General features: G+C 54.2%; 11 protein-coding genes. 8 read left to right on the top strand and 3 right to left on the bottom strand.

What is annotated here, in order from left to right; genetic code table 11:
• Positions 1 to 109: 109 nt before the first annotated feature.
• The 3 genes from lpdA (at position 110) to sucD (ending at position 3737) form a co-directional block, all read left to right on the top strand.
• Entirely contained in the window at positions 110 to 1549 is a 1440-nt protein-coding gene (lpdA, locus tag B6A39_RS05145; RefSeq protein ID WP_083002043.1) for a dihydrolipoyl dehydrogenase, read from the top strand.
• A 149-nt stretch (positions 1550 to 1698) separates the two neighbouring features.
• Positions 1699 to 2865, top strand: a complete 1167-nt coding sequence (sucC, locus tag B6A39_RS05150) for an ADP-forming succinate--CoA ligase subunit beta (RefSeq protein ID WP_009722517.1) — start codon at positions 1699 to 1701, stop codon at positions 2863 to 2865.
• A complete protein-coding gene (gene sucD, locus B6A39_RS05155; RefSeq protein WP_009722518.1) occupies positions 2865 to 3737 on the top strand; it encodes a succinate--CoA ligase subunit alpha in 873 nt (290 codons plus the stop codon). The genes sucC and sucD overlap by 1 nt, the downstream gene beginning before the upstream one ends.
• Positions 3738 to 3808: 71 nt before the next feature.
• Here the strand turns inward: sucD and B6A39_RS05160 are convergent, their stop codons facing one another.
• Both B6A39_RS05160 and B6A39_RS05165 read right to left on the bottom strand, forming a co-directional pair.
• Entirely contained in the window at positions 3809 to 4843 is a 1035-nt protein-coding gene (locus tag B6A39_RS05160; RefSeq protein ID WP_083002045.1) for a lysylphosphatidylglycerol synthase transmembrane domain-containing protein, read from the bottom strand.
• Complete coding sequence (locus tag B6A39_RS05165) at positions 4821 to 5939, bottom strand: glycosyltransferase family 4 protein (RefSeq protein ID WP_083002048.1); 1119 nt, start codon at positions 5937 to 5939, stop codon at positions 4821 to 4823. The genes B6A39_RS05160 and B6A39_RS05165 overlap by 23 nt, the downstream gene beginning before the upstream one ends.
• 290 nt (positions 5940 to 6229) lie before the next feature.
• Here B6A39_RS05165 and B6A39_RS05170 point away from each other — a divergent pair, with 290 nt between their 5' ends.
• Both B6A39_RS05170 and B6A39_RS05175 read left to right on the top strand, forming a co-directional pair.
• The gene (locus tag B6A39_RS05170; RefSeq protein WP_083002050.1) at positions 6230 to 6646 is read left to right on the top strand and encodes a CopG family transcriptional regulator; all 417 of its coding nucleotides are present in this window, start codon (positions 6230 to 6232) and stop codon (positions 6644 to 6646) included.
• 38 nt (positions 6647 to 6684) lie between these two features.
• Positions 6685 to 7818 (top strand): extracellular catalytic domain type 1 short-chain-length polyhydroxyalkanoate depolymerase, encoded by a 1134-nt coding sequence (locus B6A39_RS05175; RefSeq protein ID WP_083002052.1) that lies wholly within the window; start codon positions 6685 to 6687, stop codon positions 7816 to 7818.
• A 106-nt stretch (positions 7819 to 7924) separates the two neighbouring features.
• Here the strand turns inward: B6A39_RS05175 and B6A39_RS05180 are convergent, their stop codons facing one another.
• Entirely contained in the window at positions 7925 to 9865 is a 1941-nt protein-coding gene (locus tag B6A39_RS05180; protein ID WP_083007852.1) for an exoribonuclease II, read from the bottom strand.
• 253 nt (positions 9866 to 10118) lie between these two features.
• Between B6A39_RS05180 and B6A39_RS05185 the strand changes: the two genes are divergently transcribed.
• From B6A39_RS05185 to B6A39_RS05195, 3 genes are read left to right on the top strand one after another with little or no spacing between them, the layout of a single operon-like run.
• Positions 10119 to 10853 carry a GntR family transcriptional regulator gene (locus B6A39_RS05185; RefSeq protein WP_083002055.1) on the top strand — a complete coding sequence of 245 codons (735 nt, stop codon included), beginning with the start codon at positions 10119 to 10121 and terminating at the stop codon, positions 10851 to 10853.
• 8 nt (positions 10854 to 10861) lie between these two features.
• A complete protein-coding gene (gene nagA, locus B6A39_RS05190; RefSeq protein WP_083002058.1) occupies positions 10862 to 11986 on the top strand; it encodes an N-acetylglucosamine-6-phosphate deacetylase in 1125 nt (374 codons plus the stop codon).
• A complete protein-coding gene (locus B6A39_RS05195; RefSeq protein ID WP_156886202.1) occupies positions 11977 to 12996 on the top strand; it encodes an SIS domain-containing protein in 1020 nt (339 codons plus the stop codon). Before nagA ends, B6A39_RS05195 begins: the two co-directional genes overlap by 10 nt.
• The last annotated feature ends 20 nt before the right edge of the window (positions 12997 to 13016 follow it).

Below are 13016 nucleotides of genomic sequence, written 5' to 3' on the forward strand. Positions count from 1 at the left end.
CGCGCTGATCCGCCTCCTCTGATGTATTAGCGTTCTAATGCAATCGCACCTTGCCTCCTGCCTGTTTTAGATTCAAGCGGGGGGAGGCAACCAAGCTAAAGGAGCCAACATGGCTGACAAGTTTGATGTGATCGTTATCGGTGCAGGTCCTGGTGGCTACGTAGCGGCTATCCGCGCTGCGCAGCTGGGCCTGAAAGCCGCCTGTGTTGAAAAATGGATTGGTAAAGAAGGCAATGTTGTTCACGGTGGTACGTGTTTGAACGTTGGCTGTATCCCGTCTAAAGCGTTGCTTGAGGCCTCGCATAAGTTCGTTGAAGCCAAGCACGATTTCGACGATATGGGTATCAATGCCGGTGACGTCACGATGGACGTCAAAAAAATGATGGCTCGCAAGGACAAGATCGTTAAGAACTTGACCGGCGGCATCTCTGGCTTGTTTAAAGCCAATGGCGTTACCGCTATTGAAGGTACCGGTAAAGTGGTTTCCGGTAAGCAAGTCGAAGTTACCGATCTAGACGGCAACACCACCACTTACGACGCTGATAACATCGTTGTTGCCGCAGGTTCTGTGCCGGTTGAAATTCCACCAACACCGCTAACCGAAGGCTTGGTTGTTGACTCTACCGGCGCGCTGGAATTCCAGGAAGTGCCGAAGCGCTTAGGCGTTATTGGCGCTGGCGTTATCGGTCTAGAGTTGGGTAGCGTTTGGAGCCGTTTGGGTTCCGAAGTCACGGTTTTGGAAGCGATGGATAGTTTCTTGCCGATGGTCGATACGGCGATCGCTAAAGAAACGCAGAAGCTGCTTAAAAAGCAGGGACTGGATATTAAGCTGGGCGCCCGCGTGACTGGTTCGGAAACCAATGGCGATGAAGTCATCGTTAAGTACACCGATGCCAATGGCGAACAGGAAATGACCTTCGACAAACTGATTGTTTGCGTTGGTCGCCGTCCGTACACCAAGGGTGTGATTGCCGATGGTGTTAGCGTTGAGCTGGACGAGCGTGGTTTTATCTTTGTTGATGACCAGTGCCGCACTAACGTACCGGGTGTTTATGCCATTGGCGACTGTGTGCGTGGCCCCATGCTGGCGCACAAGGCATCTGAAGAAGGCATCATGGTTGCTGATATCATCGCTGGCCACAAAGCCGAGATGAACTACGACACGATTCCGAACGTGATTTACACGTTCCCGGAAGTAGCGTGGGTCGGTATGACCGAGCAAGATGCCAAAGCTAAAGGCATTGAAGTTAAGACCGGTAGCTTCCCATTCGCGGCCAGTGGTCGTGCGATGGCGAACAATGCCACCGAAGGTAGCGCCAAGATTATTGCCGATGCGGAAACCGACCGTATCCTCGGCATGCATATCGTTGGTCAGCACGCGGGTGAGATGATTGCTCAAGGCGTGATTGCAATGGAATTCGGCTCTAGCGCCGAAGACTTGGCTCTGACCTGCTATGCACACCCGACCATGTCGGAAGCTGTGCATGAAGCAGCTCTTGCGGTAGAAGGCCATGCCATTCACATGGCTAACCGTAAGAAGCGCAAGTAATTCGCTAAGCAACAACCAAGCGCCACCGTCAGGTGGCGCAACACTTTCGGCTCTGTGAGAAATCAGCGGGGACGAAGGTACGGGGATGCCCCGCTCTTTTAAAGAAGCGGGTCATCGTTCGAGTCACATGCAACCAATGGCATGAATCGATGAACCTTCACGAGTATCAAGGCAAACAGCTGTTTGCTGATTATGGTCTACCAGTGTCTAAAGGCTTTGCCGTGGACACTCCCGAAGAAGCTGAAGAAGCGTGCAAAAAGATCGGCGGCGACATGTGGGTGGTTAAAGCCCAGGTTCACGCTGGTGGCCGCGGTAAAGCGGGTGGCGTTAAGCTGATTAAAGATCCGGCTGAAGCAAAAGCTTTTGCCGAGCAGTGGTTAGGCAAGAACCTGGTAACCTTCCAGACTGACGAAAAAGGTCAGCCGGTTGCTAAGATTTTGGTTGAGACTTGCACCGACATCGCTGATGAGCTGTATCTCGGCGCCGTCGTCGATCGTACTACCCGTCGCGTGGTCTTCATGGCTTCTACTGAAGGCGGTGTTGAAATCGAGACCGTTGCTGAAGAAACGCCAGAAAAGATTCTGAAGGCTGAGATCGATCCGCTGGTCGGCGCACAACCCTACCAAGCGCGTGAGCTGGCATTTGCTCTGGGTCTCAAAGGCGACCAGATCAAGCAGTTCACTAAGATTTTCCTAGGCCTTTCTAAGCTGTTCCATGACAAAGATCTGGCGCTGTTAGAAATTAACCCGCTAGTAATTACCGACGAAGGCAATTTGCACTGCCTCGACGCTAAACTGGGACTCGACAGCAACGCGCTGTACCGTCATCCAGATCTTCAGGCGATGCGCGATCCTTCCCAGGAAGATCAGCGTGAAGCTGATGCCGCGAAGTGGGAGCTGAACTATGTAGCGCTTGATGGCAACATCGGCTGCATGGTTAACGGTGCTGGCTTGGCCATGGGCACCATGGACATCGTCAACCTAAGCGGCGGTAAGCCTGCTAACTTCCTAGACGTTGGTGGCGGCGCGACCAAAGAGCGCGTTGCTGAAGCGTTCAAGATCATCTTGTCTGACGACAATGTCAAAGCGGTTCTAGTGAATATCTTCGGCGGTATCGTTCGTTGCGATATGATTGCTGAAGGCATCATCGGTGCTGTTGAACAAGTGGGTGTTAACGTTCCAGTGGTTGTGCGTCTGGAAGGTAACAACGCTGAATTGGGCGCTGAAAAACTAGCGTCTAGCGGTCTGAATATCATCGCTGCTACCAGTCTGACCGACGCGGCTCAGCAGGTTGTAAAAGCAGCGGAGGGCAAGTAATGAGCATCCTGATCGATAAGAACACCAAGGTCATCTGCCAAGGTTTCACCGGTGGCCAGGGCACGTTCCACTCCGAACAGGCGATTGCCTATGGCACGCAAATGGTCGGTGGTGTTACGCCGGGCAAAGGCGGCCAGACGCACCTGGGCCTGCCTGTTTTCAACACCGTGAAAGAAGCGGTTGAGAAAACCGGCGCAGAAGCCAGCGTGATCTACGTTCCGGCACCGTTCTGTAAAGACTCGATTCTTGAAGCCGCTAACGCTGGCATCAAGCTGATCGTATGCATCACCGAAGGTATCGCGACGCTAGACATGCTCGAAGCAAAAGTAAAATGCGACGAGCTGGGTGTGCGTTTGATCGGCCCGAACTGCCCAGGTGTTATCACGCCTGGCGAATGTAAAATTGGTATCATGCCGGGTCACATTCACCAGCCGGGTAAAGTCGGTATCGTGTCGCGTTCAGGCACCTTAACTTACGAAGCCGTAAAGCAGACAACTGACCATGGTTTCGGACAGTCTACCTGTGTAGGCATCGGTGGTGACCCGATTCCGGGTTCTAACTTTATCGACATTCTTGAAATGTTTGAGAAAGACCCGAAAACCGAAGCGATCGTGATGATCGGTGAAATCGGTGGTACGGCTGAAGAAGAAGCAGCGGCTTACATCAAAGCCAACGTTTCTAAGCCTGTGGTTTCCTACATTGCCGGTGTAACTGCACCTCCTGGCAAGCGTATGGGCCACGCGGGCGCAATCATCTCTGGCGGTAAAGGTACTGCGGATGAGAAGTTTGCTGCCCTGGAAGATGCCGGCGTGAAAACCGTGCGTTCTTTGGCTGAAATCGGCGATGCACTGAAAGAAGTTACTGGCTGGTAAGCCTTGACCTCTAGTCGCACGTAATAAGGGCGCCCCTCGGGGCGCCCTTATTCGTTGACGTACGGTTATCTTTACGGCGTTTTATGGTCGGGTTCTCGTTGCAGCAACCGGTAGCTGTACAGAATAAAGAGCGGCGCCCCCACCGCCAAATAGAGGTGGTAGCTCACCAGTCGCCACACCAAGACGGCTGCTGCGGCCTGCTCACGCTCCATCAAAGGCAGCAACAAACTACCAACGCCCACTTCGGCGGCACCTGCGCCGCCAGGAAGAAAGCTAAGCTGGCTAGCCGCCATGGCCAGCATTTGGGTTAAAAACGTCCACATCCAATCGGCATGACCGCCCACGCCCAGTACCGCCAAATAGAGCAAGCTATAGCGCATTAGCCAATGCGCTGTAGTGAGTGTCATTATCGTGAGCAGCGTTGTGCGTGGAAGCGCGAGCGTGACCTTGAGCGCCTGTCGGCATCGTAATAAACGGCGTGCCAGCCAGCGTCGTCGATAATGGCTTGGCCAGGTCGTTATAGCGCCGCCTGCACGTAGCAGGCTGGGTAAATAGCACATTACAACACTGACTAGCGTAGCCATGAATGCTAAACCGACGAGTGCCCATTGAACTAGCGACTGATGTGGCCACTGAGTGTCGCTAACCAGCGAAAAAAGCACCAAGCCGCTCAGCATGATAAGGAAAAATAGTAAATCACAGCCTTGGTCAATCAAGAACACGGCCGCCCCTTTGGCGGGAGGGAAGCCTCGTCGTGCAAGCAGGAAAAGTAGGGTGGCTGGCCCACCACTTCCTCCTGGCGTAGCGCACAGCGCAAACTTAGAGGCTAGTTCGATACTCAGCGCGCCACGCTGACCAAGTTGCCCTGCACGGCCGCCTAACATTAGTCGCAGTCTTGTCGCATTCAGATTCCAACACAGAAACGCTAACACTAGCATCAATAGCAATAATTCGAGTGGAAAGTGTTGGATACGCCGTAGCGCCTCGGTACCGCCCAGCCAAGTGGTAAGCACTAGCGGGGTTAAGAGCGCCCCTGCCAGCAGAAAACCATGCCGAGGGCGAAAACGTAGCAGCCGTTGAGGCTTAGTGGTGGTGGGCGAGGGCATTGGGTCGTTCAATGTTGCAAAGGTCGAGGTAATGCTCAAGTAATGACTGGATAACGCTATCCCAGCTGAACTGGCGTTCGACAAAATGACGGGCATAACGTCCGCTGGCGGCGATGTCATTACTAAACAATGCTGTACAGGCTTCTGCCATAGCATCTGGGTCAAGGGGGCGGCACAGAATACCTGCGCCTAGCGGTACATTTTCAGCCAGCGCGCCGGCTCTTGCTCCCACGACAGGTATGCCACAGGCCATTGCTTCTTGCGCGATTAGACCGAATGTTTCTCGAGTGCCCGCATGCAGAAGGGCATCGCTACTGGCGAGTGCTTTGGCCACTTCATGTGCGCCGCAGCAGCGATCCACGATAGTGACATTGTTGGGTACCTGATGGGGCATGCCGGGACCCATCAGCAATAAATGGTAATCACTGCCGAGCTGGCGCATCGTCGCCAGCAGCACATCAATATTTTTCTCGCGGGAATTGCGGCCCACAAAAATCAGTAGCTTTTTATCGCTGGGAATGCTCATCCCTTGGCGGAAGGAGGGATCTCGCTGCTGGGGATGAAAATGGTTTAAATCGACCCCTAATGGCTGTACGCGAACGTTATCGACTCCCCACTCCCTTAGTCGATTAGCCATGGCGTTACAGGGGGCTAGCACGCTATCAAATTGGCAGTAGAGGTCTTTAACATAGCGTGTTAAGCGTTTCTCAACGTGGCGGCCAAAGCGATCCCCCATTAAGCGCGGAAGGTCTGAGTGATAAAACCCTACCACCGGTACCCCAAGCTTCTGTCCCGCGGCAAGGGCCGCCCACGCCGTTACATAAGGGTCACCAGCCTCGATAAGGTCTGGCTTAAGATCAATCAACGCATCGCGCCAGCGTGACCCTCTCAGCGGAAATCGATACCCCTGGCCCAAGGGGAGATGTAACGCTGGCAAGGTGTGGTGATCGCCAAGACTATCGCGCTCAGCTCCCGGCACAAGCAAGCTGGCCCGTAAATGGGGGATGCCTGATAAAACACGGTGTTTAGCTTGTAAATAGGTGCGTACACCACCGCTGGCGGGGGCATAGAACATCGTCACATCTGCGATGTGCAAGCGAACCTCCAAATCCAAAAAAGCGTCTTCGTTTCACCATAAGGGAGAAATAAGTCAATTCAGCGACAGCTTAGCTAGGTCGTTGATTACACGTTCATCTGTGTTAACTCCCCATCAAGCTACATGGCGGAGAATCGCTTTCGCTTGTCTCATTGCTTGACACATGTCGGTGTTAGATTAATATAACATCCATATGGATGGTATATGGATTCCTTTTGGATTCTTTTGTAAGTATTTTAAAATGTTTTGAGCTGCTCTTACCTAGAGAGTTAGCCAACGAGGAATGACACATGAGTGTTCATGAACTACGCCGCAAGTCCGGCGATTCCAGCGAGAAAATCACCATTAACCTTGGGGTGGTCGACCTGGGGCAAATCGACCTGCTGGTTCAAGAAGGATTTTATTCAAACCGTACCGACCTGATTCGCACGGCTATTCGTAACCAATTGGCGACACATGCTGAAGTGGTTAAGCAAACCGTGACTCGTAAAGCATTCGTTCTGGGGCTTGAAAATTACAGCCGGGCGGACCTGGAGGCGGTGCAGTCAGCTGGCGAGAAGTTGCAGATTCAAGTGCTGGGGTTGGTCAGCATTGCTGACGACGTAACGCCGGAGCTTGCCCGCACCACTATCGAATCGATTGTGGTGCTAGGTGCCCTCCACGCCAGCAAAGCGGTGAAGGCCGCTCTGGCAGACCGAATCCAATGAATTACTGATCACCGCTTAGCGGAAGTAGGATATTGACCATGATTGGCGCGACTATGAATAAGCGAATGGAAGAAGTAACGCGACTGACGCGTGCAGGCAAGTTGCATGAAGCCATGGCGCTTCTCCAAGGCGCGAATGGGGAAGAAGCGTCAGCTAAGCCCTCCCAGGGTGGCAATATCTTTGAGGGAACCTGTGAGGTTGTCGACGAAGATGGCACTGCATCGAAATCAAGGCCAACGTCGAAAACCTCGTCTTCTGCGTTTGGTCGCAGCTGGCAAGCCAGCGCGGGCGCGTTTACGTCTGGGCATTTTTCTAACCATGTTGGCTCGCGTGATTACAAGTTGTATATCCCCAGTGGCCATAAGGGTCAGGCATTGCCGCTAGTGGTTATGCTACACGGCTGCACACAGAATCCCGATGACTTTGCTGCTGGAACCAACATGAATCAGTTGGCTGACGCTCAGCAATTCTGCGTGCTCTATCCTGCTCAGCCGGTCAGTGCTAATCACTCGAAATGCTGGAACTGGTTCAAGTCGGAAGACCAGCAGCGCGAAGGAGGAGAACCTTCGATTTTGGCTGGTATGGCACGTCACGTTACTGACACGCATGGGCTCGATGCGAGCCGGGTTTACGTGGCCGGGCTTTCGGCAGGAGGAGCCATGGCGACGACGCTAGCGATGACCTATCCGGATCTGTTTGCAGCGGTGGGTGTTCATTCTGGGCTGCCTCACGGTGTGGCAAAAAGTCTCCCCGACGCGCTGGGTGCTATGCAAGGTGGCACAGGGCCACTCGCTAACAATGGGAAAAAGCCAGGGGATGAGTGGGTATCAAAGGTGCCTGCCATTATTTTTCATGGCGACCGCGATACCACTGTGCACCCTAATAACGCGGATCGGGTAGCCGCCCAGTATGGCGCATCGCGTCCTGCAGGTGGCGCTAACAAGCCAACGGTAGACCAGGGGAAGTCCGCCAATGGTCATGCTTACACGCGTACCGCGCATTATGATTCAGCGGGCAAGACACGCCTGGAGCAGTGGAAGATACATGGAGCAGGCCACGCTTGGTCGGGGGGAAGCGCGAAGGGTAGCTATACCGACCCTAAAGGGCCTGATGCCACGCAAGAAATGCTGCGCTTTTTTGTTCAGCATCAGCAGCCCAGCTTAAAGCAGTGAGTTTCTATTGCATGGAAGAAACAACAACGGCGCCTTAGTGGCGCCGTTGTTGTTTATCTGGCTGATTTATCTAACAAGTTTATATAAAAGGTTTAGATAGAAGGCTTTATACCGTCGGTTTTGCCACCAGTGAACGGGTTTCTTCACGGGCTTCCGTTAGCGCAACGCGCAGGCTGTCGCCCAGCTTGTAGCGTTCTTCGCCTTCAATCTGAATGCGGCCCTCTTTATCATCAATAACCACTTTATCGCGATCACTGTGCATCAGCGGGGCTGGCACGAAGGCAGTAGCACCGTTTTCCAACAGGCGTACCCGCATACCACCGCGGTTGATTGCCATGATCTCTGCGTCAAAGGCATCTTGGTTTTGAGCCGCTGGCGTTAAGTAGCGAACGTAGAGCCAATCTTTTACGTCGCGTTCTGCCATACGGTTCAGGCGACGACGCTCAGTAAGCTGCTCAGTGAGCTGCTGGCTGGCTTCTGCCGGTGCCTGTTCACCCTTAAGCACACGCTTGATCAAACGATGGTTGACCATATCGCCATACTTACGAATTGGCGACGTCCAAGTGGCATAAGCCGGTAAGCCAAGGCCAAAGTGCGGGCCAGGTTGAGCTGACATGCTGGTAAAGCCTTGGAAGCGGCGCAGGCGTGCATCCAGCCAGGCATCATCACGGCTTTCGAGGGCGCGCTTCAGCTCTTTGTAGTGAGCTAGCTCAGTCAGCGCTTCCTGGGCAACCTCAATCTCCTGAGTTGCTAAGAACTCTTGAGCTGATTCGGCTTTTTCAGGCTCAAAAGCGCGGTGCACATTAAAGATGCCGTGGCCGATATGCTTGGCGAGGAAATCCGCACAGCAAGCGTTGGCGGCAATCATCGACTCTTCAATCATACGGTTGGCAATGCGACGATCTTCGGTGCGAATGCCTAATACGTTGCCCGCGTCGTCCAGGTCGAAAACGTAATCAGGACGATCTTTAAACACCAGCGCATGTTCGTTGCGCCAAGCGGTGCGCGCTTCGGTCAAATCGCGCAGTGCTTTCAGCTGTTCAGCGATATTGTCAGCGGGAGCCCACTCGCCTTGTCCTTCAATCCAGTCGGAAACGCGGTCATAGACTAGTTTGGCGTGGGATTTTACGTTAGCCGCAAAAAAACGGTAATCACCTAGGCTGCCGTCGGCATTAATATCTAACGAACAGGCAAGGGCAGGGCGGTCCTGACCTTCCCATAGCGAGCAGAGATCATCTGCCAGCTGTTCAGGCAACATCGTTACATTCTGGCCGGGTAGGTAGACCGTGAAGGCACGGGTACGCGCTTCAAGGTCGGCTGCATGGCCTTCTTCAACGTAGGCCGTCGGGTCAGCGATCGCGACGCTTAGCCGCCAACCGCCACTTTCCAGCGCTTCCACGTGAAGCGCGTCGTCCATATCGCGGGTTTTTTCGCCATCAATGGTGAAGAAAGGCTGCGCCGTAAGGTCTTCACGGATTAAACCTTCATCATGCAGCGGCCATTCAGTACCGGCGTCCGGGCATTCCTGTTCCAGCGCATGGCGGGCAAGGGTGACGCGCCACGGAACAGCGGGGTCATCAGATTTAGCCACTAGTTCATCAATTTGCGTAAAGAAGCCACGATCATTTTCTTTCAGCGGGTGGCGTACCAGCCGCGCGACAACCCAGTCGCCATCAGCAATGGTAGCTTCATCCAGGCTGTTCTTTATGCGCGCCTTCAGTACATTGCGAATCGACGGATGGTCGGGAACAACGGCTAAACGGTCTTCGCGTTTCTGAACACGGGCAACAAAGCGGTCAAGCCCAGCTTCGATCAGCTTTTCAGGCTCAACAGACTTTTTGTCGCCGTTTTCATGGATCACCGCCTCGACGCGATCGCCATGGAGTACTTGCTTCATGGCGGGGGGCGGCACGAAATAAGATTCACCGCTGTCGGTTTCAAGGAAACCGAAGCCTTTTTCGGTGGCTTTGATCACCCCTTCAGCGCGTGGGGTGGTATCACGGATCTGTTGCTTGAGCTGGGCAAGCAATGAGTTGTTTTGCAGCATGTGTTCAATCAGTTGGCGAGAGTAGCCTGCCACTATACGGATTCCCAAAGGCTGCGCCAATCGTGGTAGCCCTGAAGTTCGCTTTGGTCCCGCACTATCAATGATCTGCGTGCAATCTGATATGCGTGTTATCGCCTTGTGGGGTAATGCGGGTGCCACTATTCAACCATAGTTGTATCTAATTGGTATTTGATTGGTATCTTATTGGGTCTATAGTGGTATCTAATTGGTATGGCCGCTACTGGAGACACTCATGGACCCACGCTTTACTCAGCTACATCTTGATCCTCAGGGAGCAACACCGCTTTATCAGCAGTTAGCGCGCCAGCTTGAACAGGCCATTGAGACGGGCGCTTGGCAAGCTGGCGATGCGTTGCCTTCTGAGCGCAACTTGGCAGAGAGCTTATCGGTTTCACGCATTACTGCCCGTAAGGCGTTAGATCGACTAGCAGAGCTAGGGCTGATTCGCCGTAGCCGTGGCTCTGGCACGTTTATAACCCCTCGCCTTAATCAGTCTTTATCACGGCTCTCCAGTTTTACCGAGCTGCTGGCCCAGCGTGGGTTTACGCCGAGCTCTCATTGGTTAGAGCGCAAGCTGGCAAATCCCAGTGCAGAAGAGAGCATGCGCCTTGGCCTGGGGGCTGACGCCCAAGTCTCGCGCCTCAAGCGTTTGCGTTTAGCCGATGATGTAGTGATGGCGGTAGAGGAAAGCTGCCTCCCCATTTCAGTACTTCCTGATCCGCTAACGGTAGACACGTCTCTTTATGCGGTGCTGGAAGACAGCGGCAAAGGCATAGCGCGTGCCCTACAGCATGTTACTGCCATCAACGCAGGTGAAGAGTTGGCAGCGCTTGCTGAGGTGCCTGAGGGCCAGGCGCTGCTCAAAGTGACGCGCCTCGGCTATCTCTCAGATGGCACACCGGCAGAGCTCACCATTACCTACTGTCGAACCGATTATTACGACTTTATGGTTGAGCTGACCCGCTAGGAGGCTTTATGCAGTTTGGCAATATTCTCACCTCTGAGGGCTGGTGTCTGGGAGAGCTTCACTGGGAAGAAGGGCGTATCAGACGCATTGATGGCGTTCCAGTAGATCCCGATACCAATGATCATTCGCGCATTATTCCCGGTTTTATAGATTTGCATGTGCATGGTGGTGGTGGTGCCGACACCATGGAGGGCGGCGAGGCGCTTGCCACGCTAGCGCGAACCCATGTGCGTTTTGGAACCACCCGTTTGCTAGCTACCACCATGACGGCGCCAGATGCCCAGATTCGTCAGGTGCTATGCGACGTCGCCCGCTATATGGAGGCGCAGGAGCCGGATGCCGCCAGGGTATTGGGCGTTCATTTGGAAGGCCCTTATATCAACCCAGGCAAGCTGGGTGCTCAACCTGCCCATGCGCGTAATGGTGTGATTGAGGAGGTTGACGAGCTGTGTGCTTTGGCCCCCATCCGCTTACTGACACTGGCCCCTGAGTTAGCTGGCCACTATGCGCTAATTCGCCATCTTAGCGAGCGAGGCGTGCGGGTTCAGCTAGGGCATACGCTTGGCAGCTATGAAGAAGGCGTTGAGGCAATGGCTCATGGTGCCTGCGGATTTACTCATCTGTTCAATGCCATGACTGGCCTGCATCACCGTAAACCGGGAATGGTCGGCGCAGCGCTCGCCCATGCGCAGTACGCCGAACTGATTCCTGATTTGCTGCATGTGCATCCTGGTGCCATTCGTACTGCCTTACGCTGCATCCCTAATCTCTATGCTGTTACCGATTCCACCGCTGCAGCAGGCATGCCAGACGGTGATTACCGTCTAGGTGAGCAGACCGTCACCAAATGCCTGGGAGGAGTGCGTTTGGCTGACGGCACCTTGGCAGGCAGCACGCTGACCATGGATCAAGCGTTACGTAACTTCGTCAGTCTCGGCCTTACCCTGGCGGATGCCTCGGATCGCTTGTCACGTTTTCCCGCTGACTTCCTCGGAATTGACGATATTGGTCGCCTGCAAGAGGGCGCGTTCGCGGATCTAGTCGTCCTTGACCCTCAACTTCAACTCCAAGCGGTCTATGTCGAAGGCCGTCATATCTGTGGAAACGCCCAAGGAGTCTCTCCATGTCTCTAATGCTTGAAGAAACCCGCAATGCCCCTGAACGAATTCGCGGCCAGCTGCAGCGTAATGCGCCGTTGCTCGCTGCGTTAGGCGAGCGCTTACGCCTTGCCGAGCCTAACGCAGCGGTTACTGTGGCGCGGGGCAGTTCCGACCATGCCGCCAGCTACTTCGCTTACCAATGCATGAAGCGTAAAGGTGTTCCGGTGGCCTCGCTGCCTCCTTCGTTGACCACCTTGGCTAAGGCGCCTTGGCGGCTAACGGGGCAGTTGGCATTGGCGGTCTCCCAATCTGGACAAAGCCCTGACTTGGTGGCGATGCAGCAGGCGCTCACTGTCGCTGGAGCTCGAACGATTGCGTTAGTCAATACGCCGCAGTCACCCCTGGGTGCCGCCAGCGATAGTGAAATTCCACTCTATGCGGGGGAAGAAAAAAGTGTCGCTGCCACCAAAAGCTACTTAGCCACGCTGTCCGCTATGGCACAGCTCATCGGCCACTGGCAGGAAGACCGCCTACTACTCACTGCCCTGGAACAGCTTCCAGAACGGCTAACTCAGGCCCTGGAGGTGGATTGGTCACCGGCTATCGAGGCATTACTAAATGCCGACAAGATGATGGTGATTGGTCGTGGGGCCGGTCTTGCTGTCGCTCAGGAAGCGGCGCTCAAGTTTAAAGAAACCTGTGCGATTCAGGCTGAATCTTTTAGCGGTGCCGAAGTTCGCCATGGCCCTATGGCGCTGATCGGTCCGGATTATCCGGTGTTGGTATTCGCGCCACCAGGACACGAGCAGGCTGGTTTGTTGGAGTTGGCCAAATGGCTCACGAGTGTCGGTGCCAGAGTAGTGTTAGCTGCCGATAAGAGCGTCGTACAGCGCAATTTGACCTTGGTAGATGCTGGCCATGAAGACCTGCAGCCACTGTCGGTAATTCAAAGCTTTTATCAAATGGTGGCTGGTCTTGCGGCAGCTCGAGGAAGCGATCCAGATCGCCCTCGGCACCTCAATAAAGTCACCTGCACCCTGTAACGTATAACAACTATCTTGGG

Source organism: Halomonas sp. GT (assembly GCF_002082565.1).
Taxonomy (GTDB): domain Bacteria; phylum Pseudomonadota; class Gammaproteobacteria; order Pseudomonadales; family Halomonadaceae; genus Vreelandella.